The sequence below is a fragment of the Novosphingobium resinovorum genome (assembly GCF_001742225.1).
GTDB lineage: Bacteria > Pseudomonadota > Alphaproteobacteria > Sphingomonadales > Sphingomonadaceae > Novosphingobium > Novosphingobium resinovorum_A.
In genome coordinates this window covers 860,501-877,473 of sequence record NZ_CP017075.1, presented here as the reverse complement: position 1 = coordinate 877,473, position 16,973 = coordinate 860,501, and the positions used below count along the sequence as shown (strand labels likewise).

17 protein-coding genes are annotated in these 16,973 nt (G+C 66.4%); 8 read left to right on the top strand and 9 right to left on the bottom strand.

Annotated features, from left to right (window positions below; translation table 11 throughout):
* Window positions 1–52: 52 nt before the first annotated feature.
* From BES08_RS03935 to radA, 3 genes are read right to left on the bottom strand one after another with little or no spacing between them, the layout of a single operon-like run.
* Window positions 53–472: an iron-sulfur cluster assembly scaffold protein gene (locus BES08_RS03935; RefSeq protein ID WP_069709142.1), complete on the bottom strand. Its 420-nt coding sequence runs from the start codon at window positions 470–472 to the stop codon at window positions 53–55.
* Between the two features lie 7 nt (window positions 473–479).
* Window positions 480–1,007: a CvpA family protein gene (locus BES08_RS03930; protein ID WP_008832735.1), complete on the bottom strand. Its 528-nt coding sequence runs from the start codon at window positions 1,005–1,007 to the stop codon at window positions 480–482.
* A 12-nt stretch (window positions 1,008–1,019) separates the two neighbouring features.
* Window positions 1,020–2,387, bottom strand: coding sequence for a DNA repair protein RadA (gene radA, locus BES08_RS03925; RefSeq protein ID WP_036523154.1), 1,368 nt, complete (start codon window positions 2,385–2,387; stop codon window positions 1,020–1,022).
* Window positions 2,388–2,457: 70 nt separating this feature from the next.
* On the opposite strand from radA, the gene BES08_RS03920 reads away from it, so the two are divergent.
* Entirely contained in the window at window positions 2,458–4,782 is a 2,325-nt protein-coding gene (locus tag BES08_RS03920) for a patatin-like protein (protein WP_069707715.1), read from the top strand.
* A 92-nt stretch (window positions 4,783–4,874) separates the two neighbouring features.
* Here the strand turns inward: BES08_RS03920 and dnaJ are convergent, their stop codons facing one another.
* Window positions 4,875–5,999 (bottom strand): molecular chaperone DnaJ, encoded by a 1,125-nt coding sequence (gene dnaJ / locus BES08_RS03915; RefSeq protein ID WP_036523149.1) that lies wholly within the window; start codon window positions 5,997–5,999, stop codon window positions 4,875–4,877.
* Between the two features lie 81 nt (window positions 6,000–6,080).
* Window positions 6,081–7,985 (bottom strand): molecular chaperone DnaK, encoded by a 1,905-nt coding sequence (gene dnaK / locus BES08_RS03910; RefSeq protein ID WP_036523147.1) that lies wholly within the window; start codon window positions 7,983–7,985, stop codon window positions 6,081–6,083.
* A gap of 188 nt (window positions 7,986–8,173) precedes the next feature.
* Here dnaK and BES08_RS03905 point away from each other — a divergent pair, with 188 nt between their 5' ends.
* Entirely contained in the window at window positions 8,174–8,746 is a 573-nt protein-coding gene (locus tag BES08_RS03905) for a copper chaperone PCu(A)C (protein ID WP_036523145.1), read from the top strand.
* Between the two features lie 14 nt (window positions 8,747–8,760).
* Window positions 8,761–9,228, top strand: a complete 468-nt coding sequence (locus BES08_RS03900; RefSeq protein ID WP_036523142.1) for a hypothetical protein — start codon at window positions 8,761–8,763, stop codon at window positions 9,226–9,228.
* 58 nt (window positions 9,229–9,286) lie between these two features.
* Here BES08_RS03900 and BES08_RS03895 read toward each other — a convergent pair whose 3' ends face one another.
* The 3 genes from BES08_RS03895 to hrcA form a co-directional block, all read right to left on the bottom strand.
* The gene (locus BES08_RS03895; protein WP_008832743.1) at window positions 9,287–9,547 is read right to left on the bottom strand and encodes a YMGG-like glycine zipper-containing protein; all 261 of its coding nucleotides are present in this window, start codon (window positions 9,545–9,547) and stop codon (window positions 9,287–9,289) included.
* Between the two features lie 139 nt (window positions 9,548–9,686).
* Window positions 9,687–10,253: a nucleotide exchange factor GrpE gene (gene grpE / locus BES08_RS03890; RefSeq protein WP_036523140.1), complete on the bottom strand. Its 567-nt coding sequence runs from the start codon at window positions 10,251–10,253 to the stop codon at window positions 9,687–9,689.
* Window positions 10,254–10,270: 17 nt separating this feature from the next.
* On the bottom strand, window positions 10,271–11,275 hold the full coding sequence (gene hrcA / locus BES08_RS03885) for a heat-inducible transcriptional repressor HrcA (RefSeq protein ID WP_069707714.1): 1,005 nt from the start codon (window positions 11,273–11,275) through the stop codon (window positions 10,271–10,273).
* 89 nt (window positions 11,276–11,364) lie between these two features.
* Between hrcA and rph the strand changes: the two genes are divergently transcribed.
* The 5 genes from rph to BES08_RS03860 are packed head-to-tail and all read left to right on the top strand — an operon-like array spanning window position 11,365 to window position 16,296.
* The gene (gene rph / locus BES08_RS03880) at window positions 11,365–12,081 is read left to right on the top strand and encodes a ribonuclease PH (RefSeq protein WP_008832746.1); all 717 of its coding nucleotides are present in this window, start codon (window positions 11,365–11,367) and stop codon (window positions 12,079–12,081) included.
* Window positions 12,081–12,722: an RdgB/HAM1 family non-canonical purine NTP pyrophosphatase gene (gene rdgB, locus BES08_RS03875; RefSeq protein ID WP_008832747.1), complete on the top strand. Its 642-nt coding sequence runs from the start codon at window positions 12,081–12,083 to the stop codon at window positions 12,720–12,722. The genes rph and rdgB overlap by 1 nt, the downstream gene beginning before the upstream one ends.
* On the top strand, window positions 12,706–14,214 hold the full coding sequence (locus BES08_RS03870; RefSeq protein ID WP_036523134.1) for a tetratricopeptide repeat-containing sulfotransferase family protein: 1,509 nt from the start codon (window positions 12,706–12,708) through the stop codon (window positions 14,212–14,214). The genes rdgB and BES08_RS03870 overlap by 17 nt, the downstream gene beginning before the upstream one ends.
* A 31-nt stretch (window positions 14,215–14,245) precedes the next feature.
* Window positions 14,246–15,397, top strand: a complete 1,152-nt coding sequence (gene hemW / locus BES08_RS03865; RefSeq protein WP_069707713.1) for a radical SAM family heme chaperone HemW — start codon at window positions 14,246–14,248, stop codon at window positions 15,395–15,397.
* Entirely contained in the window at window positions 15,397–16,296 is a 900-nt protein-coding gene (locus BES08_RS03860; RefSeq protein WP_036523129.1) for a tyrosine recombinase XerC, read from the top strand. The genes hemW and BES08_RS03860 overlap by 1 nt, the downstream gene beginning before the upstream one ends.
* Here the strand turns inward: BES08_RS03860 and BES08_RS03855 are convergent, their stop codons facing one another.
* Complete coding sequence (locus BES08_RS03855; RefSeq protein WP_069709141.1) at window positions 16,297–16,899, bottom strand: DedA family protein; 603 nt, start codon at window positions 16,897–16,899, stop codon at window positions 16,297–16,299.
* Window positions 16,900–16,973 lie beyond the last annotated feature (74 nt).

The window sequence follows — 16,973 nt, the reverse complement described above, 5'->3', positions numbered from 1 at the left end:
GTGATGGCCCATAGACCCAGCTGTCGTGCCGGGGCAACTCGGCTGCAGTCGCTCAGATGTGGGAGATCGCCTCGACCGCCGCATTCCATGGCAGCAGGACCGCACCGTGCCGCGCAGGATAGTCCCGCGCGGCGGAGATCGCGGCGAATCCGGGCCATTGCGGCAATGCGCCCTCGCCTGCCAGCCACGCTACCACGGCGGCGCGCGTCGCAAGGATGTCCTTGACGGACGCGCCCGGTGCATTGCGGGCGAAGATAGCGGCGGAGGCCTGCCCGATCGCGCAGGCGTGGCTGCGCAGCCCGACGCGCGCGATCGCACCGGCATCGTCGAAGGCGAGGCCCAGCGCTATCGTGCTGCCGCAACTGCGCGAACGGGCTTCGCCGCGCAGGGGCAAGTCGTCGGTCAGCGGATGACGGGCCAGTTCGATCGCGAGTGCGAGAACGTCCGGCGTATAAAGTACGGCCGTGGACACGCCGGTCTTACTGCGCTTCGTGCGCTGCTTCGGCCGCACGGGCCTCGGCACGGCGTTCGGCGATGAGCTGGACCAGCGCTTCGCTGCTGGCGTTGATGAAGGGGTAGGTACGGGCCTGCGTGATCCATTCGGGACGGCCGCCGATGCCCCAGATCGTATCGTAGCCCAAGACCAGCACCGAGAAGCCCAGCACGATCACGATGACGCCCTTCACCGCGCCGAACCCGAAGCCCAGCACCCGGTCGATCGGGCCGAGCACGGAGGCGCGGCTCTTGGCACCGGCCCACTTGGCGACCAGCTTGACCGCCAGAAACGGAATGCCCAGCAGCAGCGCGAAGGCCAGCACCGCCGCCCCCGAATCCGAACTGATGTAATCGCCCAGTGCCGCTGTCAGCGGCGTATGGAACAGCCGGATGGCGAAAATGGCGAAAATCCACGCGGCAAGTGCAAGGATTTCCTGCACGAAGCCGCGAATGAAGCCGGTAATGGCGCCAATTCCCACGAAGAGGAGGACGGCGATGTCGAAGCCAGTCATAGACTCGCTGAATTAGGCATCGGACAGGATGCGGTCAACGAGGTTGGGCAGCATCGTCAGCCCGGAAAACGTCAGGCCCTTTTCCGGCACCGGACCGTTCGCAGGACCGAACGCTTTCGAGAACCCCAGCTTGGCCGATTCGCGCTGCCGGATCGAGGCATGGGCCACCGGCCTGATCTCTCCGGCCAGCGAGACTTCGCCGAACCATACGGCATCCGTGGACAAGGGCTTGTCGCCGAGCGCCGAGACCAGCGCCGCCGCCACGGCAAGGTCTGCGGCCGGATCACCTAGCCGGTATCCGCCCGCAACGTTGAGGTAGACTTCGGCATTCGAGAAACTGAGCCCGCAGCGCGCCTCCAGCACCGCCAGCAGCATCGCCATGCGGCCCGAATCCCAGCCCACCACCGCGCGGCGCGGCGTGGCGCCGCTCTGCAGCCGGACGATAAGCGCCTGGATTTCCACCAGTACGGGGCGGGTGCCTTCCATCGCCGGGAACACGGCGCTGCCCGCCATCGGTTCCTCACGACCCGAGAGGAAAAGCATCGAGGGATTGCCGACTTCAGCCAGCCCCGAGCCTTCCATCGAGAACACGCCGATTTCGTCCACCGGGCCGAAACGGTTCTTGATCGAACGCAGGATGCGGTACTGGTGGCTGCGCTCTCCCTCGAAGCTCATCACCACGTCGACCATGTGTTCCAGCACGCGGGGACCGGCGATGCTGCCGTCCTTGGTGACGTGGCCGACGAGGACAAGGGTGACGCCGTTTTCCTTGGCATAGCGGATCAGTTCGAAGGCACAGCCGCGCACCTGACTGACCGTGCCCGGCGCGCCTTCGATCTGGTCGGAATGCATCGTCTGGATCGAATCGATCACCAGCAACGATGGCTTGTCCATCATCCCCAGCGTGGTGAGAATATCCCGTACCGACGTTGCCGCCGCGAGCTGGATCGGCGCCCTGGACAGCCCGAGGCGCTCGGCCCGAAGGCGCACTTGCCCTGCCGCTTCCTCACCGCTGACGTAGACCGACAGCCCTCCTGCTTGGGCGACGTTGGCGGAAACCTGCAGCAGCAGCGTGGACTTGCCGATACCGGGATCGCCGCCCATCAGAATGGCGGAGCCGGGCACGAGCCCTCCTCCGAGCGCGCGGTCGAATTCCGATATGCCGCTCGTCTGCCGCCTGGGCACTTCGCCAGGCTGGTCGAGCGGGGTAAACTGGATCGGACGTCCGCCCGAGGACAAATCATGCTTCGCCGAGAACACCGTCTGCGGCGCGTCCTCCGCAAGCGTGTTCCACTCCCCGCAATCCGGGCATTGGCCCTGCCATCGGGTGGAGACGCCCCCGCAGGCCTGGCAGACATATCGACGTTTGGGTTTCGCCATGCCGCCCGCGTAAACGGAACGGAATGAGAACGCAATTGCCAATCCTGTAACCCTGCGTAAGATAACCCGCATGCAGCAAAAAGAACTGCGGATCGCTCTGGTCTGTTATGGGGGTGTCAGCCTCGCCGTTTACATGCATGGCGTCACCAAGGAGCTGTGGAAGGCCCTGCAGGCGAGCCGCGCCGCGTGGGCGAACGCGGCTGACGAGGAGGCGCCGCAAGGCAGCGCTGCGGTTTATCTCGACCTGCTCAGACGGCTCGAGACTGCCGGCAACTTGCGCCTCCGGATACTCACCGACATCGTCGCGGGAGCGAGCGCGGGCGGAATCAACTCCATCTTCCTGGCGCAGGCGATCAATTCCGGCCAGTCGCTGGAGCCGCTGACCGACTTGTGGCTCGATACCGCCGACGTGGACGTACTGCTCGATCCCGAGGCGAAGCCCTGGTCGAAAGCCGCGAAGTTCTGGGCGACCCCGCTCGTCACTTATCTGCTGCACCGCCCGGGCAACGCCGTCAGCGAAAGCGTAGCACCCGAGACACGGGCGGAAGTGCGCGAGAAGCTGTCACGCCTCGTGCGCTCGCGCTGGTTCGAGCCGCCGTTCGGAGGGATCGGCTTTTCGCGGCTCCTGCACCGTGCACTGACGGCGATGAGCAAGGTTCCGGCAGGCCGGCCTTTGCTGCCGGCCGGGCACCCGCTGGACCTCTTCGTGACGGCGACCGACTTCAAGGGCCATCTGGAGACGCTGCGCCTCCATTCCCCTCAGATGGTACTGGAAAGCGAACATCGCCTGACCTTCAGCTTCCGCGCGAAAGTCGGCACGCAAGGTGCTGCGCTGGCGCCGATTCCCGAGCTGGTGATGGCGGCGCGCGCCTCGGCGAGCTTCCCGGGCGCCTTCCCGCCTCTGCAGATCAGCGAGATCGATCGCCTTGTCGACGAACAGGGCGAGGCCTGGCCGACGCGCGATGCGTTCCTCGCCCGGATCATGCCCGAGCATGCCCGGCGCGGCGATCTCGGCTGCGTTTCGCTCATCGACGGCTCGGTGCTGGTGAACGCGCCGTTCGCCGATGCCATGGAAGCCCTGCGCGACCGTCCCGCCGCGCGGGAAGTGGACCGGCGCTTCGTCTACATCGACCCCACTCCCGACCATCTCGGGGCGGAGATGCGCCGGGACGATCAGTTGCCGGGGTTCTTCCCGGTGATCTTCGGTTCGCTTTCCGCCATCCCGCGCGAGCAACCGATCCGCGACAACCTCGAGGCGCTGGAGCAACGCTCGCGCGAGATGGCGGCGCTGCGCGAGATCGTGGTGGCGCTGCGCCCGGAGATCGAGGAGACGGTGGAGAAGCTGTTCGGGGGAACCTTCTTCCTCGACCGACCGACACCGAAGCGCCTTTCGGCATGGCGCACCAAGGCGCAGTTCGCGGCGTTCGAGCAGGCGGGCTTCGCCTATCACGGCTATGCGCAAGTCAAGTTCAGCGGCATCACCGCGATGCTGGCGCGCATGGTCTTCGAAGCGGCGCCCGAGTTCGAACTGCATTCACCCGAGCCGGTGCGTGACCGGCTGATCGCGCATCTTGCCGCGAACGGCCTCGACCGGGCGCAAGGGCTGCGAGATGCACATTCGCCGGCGATGATCGAATTCTTCCGTACGCACGACCTGCCCTTCCGGGTGCGGCGTCTGCGGTTGCTCGCCCGCCGCGTGACGCAGGAGTGGGAGGCCGAACCCGGCGTTACCGATCAGGACCGCGACGCAGCCCGCACGGCCATCTATCGTGCGCTGGCGCTTTACATCGACCGGGAACCGCTGGTTGCGCTTGGCGAGGATTTTCCGGCGCTGGCGCGCATGTTCTTCGAAGATCCTCAGTCCGTCGTCGATCACATGGCGCAGGCAAGGAGCCTGCTGGAAACCGACGCCGCAGTGGACGAACTGCTGGCCGAGGCACTGTCCGCCATGCCGCAGGCGCTGCGGCGGCGAGTGCTGCTGGCCTACCTGGGCTTCCCGTTCTACGACACCGTCACTCTTCCTCTGCTGCGCGGCGAGGGGCTGACCGAGTTCGATCCCGTGCTGGTCGATCGCATCTCGCCGGAGGACTGCCACGCGATCCGCGACGGACTTCGCGAGGAAACGCTGCGCGGCAAGGAGTTCTTCAACTTCGGCGCGTTCTTCAGCCGCAGCTACCGGGAGAACGACTATCTCTGGGGACGGCTCCACGGCGCCGAGCGGATGATGGACCTCATGGCCTCGACGCTGTCGGCGGAGCATGCGATTTCCGCGCCGGAACTGCTGGGGTTCAAACGACGCGCCTTCCTGGCGATTCTCGACGAGGAGAAGCAGCGACTGCGCGCCGACCCGGGGCTGGTGCAGCGGATCAGGCGCGAGGTCCTGGCAGGGAAATAGGAAGCCGCAGTTCGTCATTGCGAGCGTAGCGAAGCAATGCGAGGTTGGAATGGGAAGCGGGTGAGCCAAAATCGGCTCTACCCGCTCGCCACTTACTCCGTCAGGTCGGTCCAGGCGTCCTTGATGCGGTCGAAGAAGCCCTTCGACTGCGGGCATTCATCGCCGGTCTCGGTCGACTGCAGCTCGCGCAGGATTTCCTTCTGGCGCGCCGACAGCTTGGTCGGGGTTTCCACCGCGATCTCGATCACGAGGTCGCCGCGGCCCCGGCCCTGCAGCACCGGCATGCCTTCACCGCGCTTGCGCAGTTGCTTGCCGGACTGGATGCCTGCCGGAATGTCGAGCTGGATCGCCTCGCCATCGATGCCGGGGATCTCGATCGAGCCGCCCAGCGCCGCCGTGGTGAAGGTGATCGGCACCTTGGTCACCAGCGTCGTCCCGTCACGCTCGAACACGCGGTGGCGCTTGACGTGGAGGAAGATGTAGAGATCGCCCGGAGGCGAGCCGAACGGCCCGGCCTCGCCCTTGCCGGAGAGGCGGATGCGGGTGCCCGAATCGACGCCCGGCGGAATGTCCACCTGCAGCGTCTGTGGCTTGTCCACCCGGCCCTCGCCGCCGCACGAACGGCAGGGCTTCTCGATCACCTCGCCCCGGCCATGGCAGGTGGGGCAGGTGCGCTCGACCACGAAGAAACCCTGCTGCGCCCGGACCTTGCCGTGGCCGCCGCACATCGAGCAGCCTCGCTTGCCGGTGCCGGGCTGTGCGCCCGAACCGTTGCAGGGTTCGCACGATTGCGAGACTTCGATGGTGATCTCGGTGCTCTTGCCCCGGAACGCTTCGTCGAGGCTGACTTCCATGTCGTAGCGCAAGTCGGCGCCGCGCCGCTGCTGCTGACGAGCACCGCCACCGAAAGCGCTGCCGAAGATGGATTCGAAGATGTCGCCGATATCGCCGAAGTCTCCGCTGGCCTGACCGCCGCCTGCGCCCTGCTGGAACGCGGCATGGCCATAGCGATCGTAGGCCGCGCGCTTCTGCGGGTCCTTGAGGCAGTCGTAAGCCTCGCTGATCTGCTTGAAGCGTGCCTCGGAATCGGCGCAGCCCGGGTTCTTGTCCGGGTGGAAGCGCATGGCGAGCTTGCGGTAGGCCGACTTGAGGACCTTGTCGTCCGCAGTGCGCTCTACCTCGAGCAATTCGTAATAGTCGATTTCAGTCGCTGACACGTGATATTTCCCCGTCGGAATACCTTAACCGCCACCGGCGCGGTTTGCACAGGTGGCGGCCAGGGTTTTCATCAGGACTTGTCAGCCCTTGTTTTCGTCGACTTCCGAGAACTCGGCGTCGACCACGTCGTCGTCAGCCTTGGCGGCTTCCGGCGAAGCAGCGGAAGCCTGCTCCTTCTCGTAGATGGCCTGACCGACCTTCATCGCCACCTGGGTCAGTTCCTGAGCCTTAGCGTTGATTTCGGTCGCATCGTTGCCTTCCAGAGCGGTCTTGGTCGCGGCGATCGCGGCCTCGACTTCAGCCTTGAGCGAAGCGTCGATCTTGTCGGCGTGCTCGGTCAGCTGCTGCTCGGTCGCGTGGACGAGGCTGTCGGCCTGGTTGCGGGCCTCGGCCGATTCGCGGCGCTTCTTGTCCTCTTCGGCGAACTTCTCGGCGTCACGGACCATCTGGTCGATGTCGCTGTCCGAAAGGCCGCCTGAGGCCTGGATGCGGATCTGCTGTTCCTTGCCGGTGCCCTTGTCCTTGGCGGACACGTTGACGAGGCCGTTGGCGTCGATGTCGAAGGTCACCTCGATCTGCGGGACGCCGCGACGCGCGGCCGGGATGCCGACGAGGTCGAACTGGCCGAGCAGCTTGTTGTCCTGCGCCATCTCGCGCTCGCCCTGGAACACGCGGATCGTCACCGCCTGCTGGTTGTCCTCGGCGGTCGAGTAGACTTGGCTCTTCTTAGTCGGGATCGTCGTGTTGCGGTCGATCATCTTGGTCATGATACCGCCCAGCGTCTCGATGCCCAGCGACAGCGGGGTCACGTCGAGAAGCAGCACGTCCTTGACGTCGCCCTGCAGAACGCCCGCCTGGATCGCCGCGCCCATGGCGACGACTTCGTCCGGGTTCACGCCGGTGTGCGGTTCCTTGCCGAAGAAGTCCTTCACGACTTCACGCACCTTGGGCATGCGGGTCATGCCGCCCACGAGCACGACTTCGTCGATGTCCTTGGCCGAAAGGCCGGCATCGGCGATGGCCTTGCGGCAGGGTTCCAGCGTGCGCTGGATCAGGTCGGCAACCATGCGCTCCAGGTCGGAACGGGTGATCGTCTCGACGAGGTGCAGCGGAGTGGTGGCGCCGCCTTCCATGCGTGCGGTGATGAAGGGCAGGTTCACTTCGGTCGTCGCGGTGGACGACAGTTCGATCTTCGCCTTTTCAGCCGCTTCCTTCAGGCGCTGCAGAGCCAGCTTGTCGGTCTTGAGATCGAGGCCTTCCTTGGCCTTGAACTTGTCCGCCAGCCATTCCACGACCTTCGAGTCGAAGTCTTCACCGCCGAGGAAGGTATCACCGTTGGTCGACTTCACCTCGAACACGCCGTCGCCGATTTCCAGAACCGAGACGTCGAAGGTGCCGCCGCCGAGGTCGTAGACCGCGATCGTCTTGCCGTCCTGCTTGTCGAGGCCGTAGGCCAGCGCCGCAGCGGTCGGCTCGTTGATGATGCGCAGGACTTCGAGACCGGCGATCTGGCCGGCATCCTTGGTCGCCTGGCGCTGGGCGTCGTTGAAGTACGCAGGCACGGTGATGACCGCCTGCGTGACCGTCTCGCCTAGATACGATTCGGCGGTTTCCTTCATCTTCTGGAGCGTGAAGGCGCTGATCTGCGAGGGCGAGTAATCCTCGCCACCGGCCTGGACCCATGCATCGCCGTTCTTGCCCTTGACGATGTGGTACGGAACCAGCTCGGTGTCCTTCTTGGTCACCGGGTCGTCGAAGCGGCGGCCGATGAGGCGCTTCACCGCGAAGATCGTATTGTTGCCGTTGGTCACGGCCTGGCGCTTTGCAGGCTGCCCGATCAGGCGCTCACCATCCTTGGTGAAAGCGACGATCGAGGGCGTGGTGCGCGCGCCTTCTGAATTCTCGATGACCTTGGGCTTGCCGCCGTCCATGACGGCGACGCAGCTGTTGGTGGTGCCAAGGTCGATACCAATTACTTTAGCCATTATCCCCATTCCTCACGTCAGTGGGTGACACCGTGCGGATCGCCTCCCTTACACAAGGCAAGGCAGCTTGCACGGCTCGGTGACGTTCCAAGTCGTCGAGGCCGGATATAGGTGACGTTTCGCTTGGAACAAGCCTGTGTGAATGGCATTAGGCGCAACGATTCAGAAACGGGGCATAACAAAGGGAAATGCCTGTGACCAAACGTAACCTGCCCCCCCGTGCCTCGCTGGCCCTGATCTGCTCCGTGGCGCTGATTTCCATGGTCGCCGGTTGCGGCAAGACGCCCGACAGCCCGACCGAATCGAATGAGGCCACCCTTTCCGGCCCCGACGCCAAGCCCGGCATGGTGGCGAGCGACGGCAAGCTGGTGCTTCCGATCGTGGCTGGACGCCCGGGCGCAGTCTACTTTACGGTGCGCAACGACGGCGCCGAGCCGGTTACGCTGGCAGGTGTCCATGTCTCCGGCGCGGCTAAGGCGGAGATGCACCAGAGCAACGGCGGCAGCATGGCCAAGGTCGACAGCCTGCCGATCGACCCGGGCGCCTCGATGGTCTTCGCGCCGGGCGGGCTGCACGTGATGGTCTTCGACGTCTCGCCCGGCCTCAAGCCCGGCGGCAAGGCGGAGCTGACCCTGACGTTCTCGGACGGCGACAAGTTGTCGATGCCGCTGCAGGTCGAGGCCCTGGGGAGCGATACGGGGGGCGGTGGCATGAGCCATGAGGGTATGGATCACGGCAGCATGGAAGGAATGCAGCACTGATCGTCGGTGCGGCTGTGGATCAAGGGAACGAGCGGGCGCTGACGGCGGGCGAGGTCGATCTCGTCCGCTCGATCTTCGGGAATGCGGTGGACTGCGCGCCGGTGCGTGTCCGTCGCCGCCGATGGTTCCCATTCCAGCCCGTCAACACGGTCATGGCGCCTTGCGGGCACCTGCACTTCCATCCCCGTAGCGATCTCTATCTGGATGATTTCTCGCGCGCTGCGCCGGGACTGCAGGGGTTGTTCATCCACGAGATGACCCATGTGTGGCAAACCCAGCGCAAGGGACGCTGGTATCTGCCCCTGATGCGTCATCCGCTATGCCGTTACGACTACGTGCTGAGACCAGGCTGGACACTCGATCGCTATGGCATCGAGCAGCAGGCGGAGATCGTGCGGCACGTCTTTCTGCTGCGTGAGGGGCTGCACTTTCCCGGAGCGCCGGAACTGGCAGCCTATCGCGGGATTCTGCCGTTCCGCTGAAAGAAAGGAGCGAACACCGCCGTGTCCGCGCCTTTCTTAGTTCTATTCCCTGAGAGGATCAGCAATCGCGATCCCAGTAACGGTCGCCGCGACGATCGTAACGATAGCAGCCACGGTCGTTCTTCTTGGCCTGCGAACCCGCCACCGCGCCCGCTGCAGCGCCGATCGCCGCGCCCGTGCCGACGTCACCGCCAGCGATCGCGCCGACGCCCGCGCCGAGCGCGCCGCCTGCAAGGGCGCCCTCGCCCGCATAGTTACTCGCGCAGCCACCGATGCTCAGCGCACCGGCGGCCAGAATAGGAAGGATGAGCTTGCGCATCGATGTTCTCCGAAATTCTGTAGCCTATACACGAGTGAACGGAGGCGCGCGCGTGAGGTTCCCCGGCAACAATACGATACGGCCCACCTCCGGTATTTGCGGAGGCGGGCCGAATGTTCAGCTTAATAGAGAAACCCGATCAGTCCGGCTTCTTGGCTACGGCAACCATGGCCGGACGCAGGAGGCGGTCCTTGATCATGTAACCGGCCTGCATTTCCTGCAGGACCGTACCCGGCTCGGCATCCGCCGAGGGAAGCTCGATCATCGCCTGGTGCTGATTGGGGTCGAGCGGCAGGCCCATCGCGGCGATGCGGGTGATGCCGTGGCTGGCGAAGACCTTGTCGATCTCACGACCGGTGGCCTCGATACCTGCAACGAGGCCCTTGAGCTTGTCGTCTTCGCGCAGTTCCGCGGGGATCGCGGTCAAGGCGCGGGCGAGGTTGTCGGACACCGAGAGAATATCGCGCGCGAAACCGGTCGCCGCATAAGCGCGGGTGTCAGCGATGTCCTTTTCGAGGCGGCGGCGCACGTTCTGCGTTTCGGCGCGTGCGTAAAGCACGTCCTGCTCGGCCGTCGCCAGCTTCTCGCGCAGCTTCGCGATTTCCTCGTTCTCGCCCTTGGTGTCCACGAAGTCCTCCGGCACGCCCTGAAGTTCCTCTGCCACTGCGGGATCTATGGCGGGCGACTGCGTCTTGTCGTCGGTCATTTGTTCTTTGGTTCCAGCTATCCGATGAGCTTGCCCAGGCTCTGGGCAGTGAAGTCCACCATGGGGACGACGCGCGCATAATTCAACCGAGTCGGGCCGATTACCCCCACCACGCCGACCACCCTGCCCTCGCGGTCACGATAGGGTGAAGCGATGACCGAGGACCCGGAAAGCGCGAAAAGCCGGTTCTCCGAACCGATGAATATGCGCGTCGACTGCGCTTCGCGCGCGGTGTCGAGCAGCGAGCGGACGCGTTCGAGGTCGGTCAGCGCCGCCTCGTCGAGCAGGTTGGCCTGCCCCCGCACGATCAGCACCGGCCTTGCAGTGGCATCCTCGCTCCACACGGCGAGACCACGCTCCACGAGATCGCTGCTCGCGGCATCGAGGGCGGACTTGCCCGAAGCGATTTCGGCGCGCATCGCTCGCGCAGCCTGCGCCAGCGTGCGACCGCCCAGATGCGCGGAGATGTAGTTGGAGGCTTCCTCCAGCGCGCCGGAGGGAAGGCCCATTGGCAGTTCCAGCACGCGGTTCTCGATCCCGCCATCTTCGCCCACCAGCACCGCCAGCGCCCGGCCCGGTGCCAGCGGCACGAGTTGCAGGTGCATGAGTCGCGGCTCCCGGCGCGGCACCATGACCACGCCTGCACCCGACGAGAGGTTCGAAAGCAGGGCGCTGGTAGCCTCCAGCGCCGCTTCGATCGGCCCGGGCGCGGCGATGCGGCGCTCGATGGCCTGCCGTTCCTCGGCTGTGGGTTCGGCCACCTGCATGATGCCGTCCACGAACAGGCGAAGCCCCGCCTCGGTCGGCAGGCGCCCCGCGCTGGTATGCGGTGCGGCGAGCAGCCCCAGCCCTTCGAGGTCTGCCAGCACCGACCGGATCGAGGCAGACGACAGGCTCACCCCGCCCGGCCCGGCGAGCGTCTTCGAGCCCACCGGCACGCCGGTCGCCAGATACCCCTCCACTACAAGGCGGAAGATGTCGCGGGCGCGGGTGGTCAGTTCGGTGATCGGGGGCGTGGGCATATCGCGTGTCAATTTAGCCATCGCTCTTGAACCCTCAAGCCCAATGCGCCTAGGGCGAGCGGGTATTTTCACGACGAGGATTCCCAAGAATGCGCCCTTCCGGCCGTGCACCTGACGAAATGCGTGCCATCGACATCCAGACCGGCTTTACCAAGCACGCGGAAGGCTCTGTCCTGATCTCCTTCGGCGACACCCGCGTGCTGGTCACCGCCTCGGTCGAGGAGAAGGTGCCGCCGTTCCTGCGCGGCAAGGGCGAAGGCTGGGTGACGGCGGAATACTCGATGCTGCCCCGCGCCACGCATACCCGTGGCAGCCGTGAAGCCGCCAAGGGCAAGCAGTCGGGCCGCACGCAGGAAATCCAGCGCCTTATCGGCCGCTCGCTTCGCGCCGTGGTCGACATGAAGAAGCTCGGCGAACGCCAGATCGTGCTCGACTGCGACGTGCTGCAGGCCGATGGTGGCACCCGCACCGCCTCGATCTCGGGCGCCTGGGTGGCGCTGCGCCTTGCCGTCGACAAGCTGATGGCCGACGGCAAGATCAAGGAAGACCCGATCACCGCGCGCGTCGCCGCGATCTCCTGCGGCATCCACCAGGGCACCCCGGTGCTCGACCTCGACTACATCGAGGACAGCGGCGCCGATGCCGACGCCAACTTCGTGCTGATCGAAGGCGGCCTGATCGCCGAAGCACAGGCCACCGCCGAAGGCGCGACGTACGACGAGGAAGGCCTGCTGCGCCTCCTGCGCCTCGCCCGCATCGGCTGCGAGGGCATCTTCGCGGCGCAGGCCAAGGCGGTCGGCCGCTGATGACGCGCAAGCTCGATGGATCGAAGCTGGTCATCGCCACGCACAACGCGGGCAAGCTGCGCGAGATTTCCGCGCTGCTCGCCCCGTTCGGGGTGGACTGCGTCTCGGCGGGCGAGCTTGGCCTGCCCGAGCCGGAGGAGACCGGCACCACGTTCGTCGAGAATGCACTGCTCAAGGCCCATGCCGCCGCGAAGGCGGCAGGGCTGCCCGCACTGGCAGATGACAGCGGCTTGTCGGTGACGGCGCTCGGTGGACGGCCGGGCGTCTACACCGCCGACTGGGCGGAGCGACAGTGGTTCGAGGGTGAGCCCGGGCGCGACTGGTACATGGCGATGGGCAAGGTCGAGGGCCTGCTCAGCGAGCAGGGACCGGATGTGGACCGCTCCTGCTGGTTCACCAGCGTCCTTGCCATCGCCTGGCCCGAGGGCGACGAGGCGATCTACGAAGGCCGCGTCGATGGCACGTTCTCCTGGCCACCGCGCGGCACGATGGGATTCGGCTATGATCCCGTCTTCGTGCCTCAGGGTCAGAACGTCAGCTTTGCGCAGCTCACCGTCGCGGAAAAGCAGGCGATGAGCCACCGCGCCGACGCTTTCGAGAAGCTGGTGGCCGATCAGTTCGGCGATGCCGCTCACGGCTGACGATGCCCGCCTTGGCCGGGAGGCGGCCGCGAAGGGGAAACTCGGCGCGGCCATCCGGCATTTTCGCGCGGCGCTGGAGCAGGTGCCGGGCGATCCGGCGATCACTCTATGGCTTGGACAAGCGCTCTGCGCGTCCGGGCAGCTCTACGAAGGCGTGCCGTGCCTGCGCGACGCGGGCCTGGCGAGACTGTCCGGAAGCGCGGCGCCGGCAGACCTGATACCGGTCGCGCAGCTGCTGCAGAAAGTCGGCGATCCGGCGGCCTCGCTGGCGCTCTTGCAAGACATCGCCGCAAGCGGCCTCGACGAGTTTGGTTTGTGGCATGCAACAGCCACCGCCGCCGCGCAGTTGTCGCGCCACGAACTGGCGCTCGACGCCTGCGAGCGCGCCTCGCGGCACGCCCCCGACGCGACCGCCCTTTCAGTCCTGACCGCAAGCATAGAGATCGATGCCGGAAAGGCGCATGATGCAGCGGCCCGGCTCGACGCCGTTCTTGCCCGCGAGGCTCCCGTCCGCGACAGAATGCGCGCCTATCGGGAACGCGCCCGTGCGCTGGACGGACTAGGCCGCTGGCCGGAGGTCTTTCCCGACATTGAGGCCGGAGCCGCGCTCGCCGCTCAGGTCCCAGAGTATACAGCACAGGATGCGGGGCTGGTCGGCCGCATTCTGGGCCGGGACGCCGCCGACTTCGACGCCGCCATCATCCGACGCTGGCGCACCGAGGCACCGGCCGACGACCATCCCGCCCCGATATTCCTGATCGGCTACCTTCGCTCCGGCACCACGCTGATGCAGGAGGTTCTTGCCTGCGCGCCCGGCGTCACGGTCGCCGACGAGGCGCCGCTGCTGTCCGGCACGCAAGCCGCTATGCGGCCCGGACCGTCTCGCCTGAGTGCCCTCGACTCGCTCGATCGCGCCGCCGTCGCCGCGCTGCGGGCTCGCTACCGGGCGCTTGCGGCCATGCGCCTGGGACCGAGAGCTGCCACCGGCCGCCTCATCGACAAGTTCGCGCTCAACGTGATCGACCTGCCGGTGATCCTGCGCCTGTTCCCGGAAGCGCCGATCCTGTTCATGGTCCGAAGCCCACGCGATGCCTGTCTGTCAAGCGTCCTGCAGATGATGCCGCCCTCGCCTTCGACTGTGAACCTGCTGCGCTGGGATGACGCGGTGCGCTTCCACGCGCTCGTCACCGGCGCATGGCGGAGCTGGCGCGATGCGCTGGGGCTACATGCCTGCGAAGTGCGCTACGAGGCGCTTGTCGACGACCTCGAAGGTACGATGCGCGCCATCCTGCCATCCCTTGGTCTCGCGTGGACCGAAGGCATGCGCGATTTCCACAAGAGCGCCGCCACGCACGCCATCAACACCCCCAGCCGCAGCCAGGTGACGCGCCCGCTCAATCGCGCCTCGGTGGAGCGCTGGCGCCATTACGAGGCCGAGTTCACGGCGGTAGAACACCTGCTCGTCCCCGCCCTCGACGATTGGGGCTATTGACTTCGCGCGCCTATCCGCGCCTGAGAGAACGATGGCCCGCGCCCTCTACATCCATTGGCCGTTCTGTCTCGCCAAGTGCCCTTACTGCGACTTCAACAGCCATGTCCGCGACCGTGTCGATCACGCGCACTGGCAGGAGGCGCTGCTTGCCGACATGCGCCACGAACACGCGCTCGCAGGCGGAGAACCGCTGGAGTCGATCTTCTTTGGCGGTGGCACGCCCTCGCTGATGCCGCCCGCGCTGGTCGCGCGTCTGCTGCAGGAGGCCGAGGCGCTGTGGGGCTTCGCGCCCGGCATCGAGATCACGCTGGAGGGCAACCCCTCCTCGGTCGAGGCGGCCAACTATGCGGCGCTGGCGGACGTCGGCGTCAACCGCGTGTCGCTGGGCCTGCAGGCGCTGGATGACGCGACGCTGCGCTTCCTCGGCCGCTTGCACGATGCGTCGGAAGGCCTGAAAGCGCTGGAAGTGGCGCAGCGGCATTTCCAGCGCGTCAGCTTCGATCTCATCTACGCGCGTCCCGGCCAGTCGCTGAACGACTGGCGCGCCGAACTGGACCGCGCGTTGGCCTACGGCACCGGACACCTCTCGCTCTACCAGCTGACCATCGAGCCCGGCACGCGCTTCGAGACGATGGTGCGCAAAGGTGACTTCACCCCGCTCGACGAGGACGCCTGCGCCGACATGTTCGCGCTCACCCGCGAGGTCACTGCCGCCGCAGGGCTCCCGGCCTACGAGATCAGCAACCACGCCCGTCCCGGCGAGGAGAGCCGTCACAACCTCACCTACTGGCGCTATCAGGACTATTGCGGCATCGGCCCCGGCGCGCATGGACGGCGCGGCGGTCTGGCCACGGTGCGCCACCGCAAGCCGGAGAACTGGCTCGCCGCGATGGCGAAATCCGCGCAGGGCATCGTTGAGGAACGCCCGCTCGGCATCCCCGAACAGGCGAGCGAGGCAATGCTGATGGGCTTGCGCCTGCGCGAAGGGGTCGACCTCGCCGCGATGGCGGCAAGGTTCGGCATGGCCGAGGATCAGCTTTGCGATCCGGCCAAGACACGGTTCTACGAAGGACAGGCCCTCGTCTGGCGCGACGGCGCGCGGGTCGGCGTTACCGAAACGGGCATGGTCCTGCTCGATGGACTGCTCAGCGAACTGGTGCCCGCACAACTGGTCGAGGGCTGATGGCGCAGAAGGCCGACCTGCTCGAAGCCTGGGGCACCCATCTGGCGCAAGGACGGCGGCGCAGTCCGCATACGGTGCGGGCTTACGTTGCGACGGCAGGACGGTTGCTCGACAGTCTGGGCGAGGCCGACTGGCACAGGCTGGCCGTACTCGATGCGGCGGGACTGCGCGCGCATCTGGCGGCGCGGCGGCAGGACGGCATCGGCAATGTCTCGGCCGCGCGCGAGCTTTCGGCGCTCAAGGCGTTCCTGATCTTCGCACGGGAAAAGGCCGGGATCGCTCAGGCATCGGCGCCGCGCGTTAAGGGGCCGCGCGTCAAGAAAGGCCTGCCGCGCCCCGTCACCCCGGACGAAGCGGTGGGCCTTGCGGAAGGGGTCCGGGACGACGCTTCGGAGCCCTGGATCGGCGCGCGGGACCGCGCGGTGCTGATGCTGCTCTATGGCTCCGGCCTGCGTATCGCCGAGGCGCTGTCGCTGACGGGCGCCGCGCTGCCGCTGGGTGAGACGCTGACGGTCACCGGCAAGGGCGGGAAGCCTCGGATGGTGCCGCTGCTACTTGCGGTGCGTAATGCGGTGACGGAGTATCTTACCCTGTCGCCGTGGCCGGTCGAGCGTGACAAGGCGCTGTTCCGGGGCGCCAAGGGTGGGCCATTGTCGCAGGGGATGGTGCAGAAGGCAGTGGCGCGGGCACGGGTATGGCTGGGTCTGCCGGCGAGCGCGACCCCGCATGCGCTGCGGCACAGCTTCGCCACGCACCTGCTCGGTGCGGGGGCGGACTTGCGCTCATTGCAGGAACTGCTGGGCCATGCCTCGCTGGGATCGACGCAGATCTATACCAAGGTCGATGCGGCGACGCTGCTCGACGTCTATCGCAATGCCCACCCGCGCGAACGCGACTGACTATTCCGACCGCGGCTTCCAGCGCAGCACCCGCCAGACGTAGAACACTACGGTCACCACAGCGACCGCTAGTGTCGCCCAGCCGAGCCACTGCTCCGCCTGCGCCAGCGTCTGGCCGAGCCACTTGCCGCCGAGAATCAATGCCACGTTCCAGATCGCCGCTCCGACGAAGGTGAAGGCGAAGAACTTGACGTGCCCCATGTGCGCCAGCCCGGCCGGGATCGAGATCACCGAACGGAACATCGGCATGAAGCGGAACACGAAGACCACCCAGTGCCCGTGCCTGCGCAGGAAGCGTCCGGCCACTTCGACATCGTGCCATTCCAGCGTCAGCCAGCGGCCCCAGCGGTCGATGAACGGCCGCAGCCGCTCGTAGCCGAGACGATCGGCTATGAGGAACAGCACGTAGTTGCCAAGGGCCGATCCCAAGGTTCCCCAGAACAGCAGCGGCCAGAAATGCATGTCACCGCGCGCAACGGCGATCCCTCCAAGGCCCATGATGACCTCGGAGGGGATCGGCGGGATGATGTTCTCCAGCGCCATGAGGAACATGATGCCGAGGTATCCGCCCTGCCGGACGATTTCGTAGATCCATTCACCCACGATGAGCGACACCCGGTTGTCCTTGCCCTGTCAGGGGGAAGGATAGCGCAGCTTGGAAGGGGAGCTTGAGCACC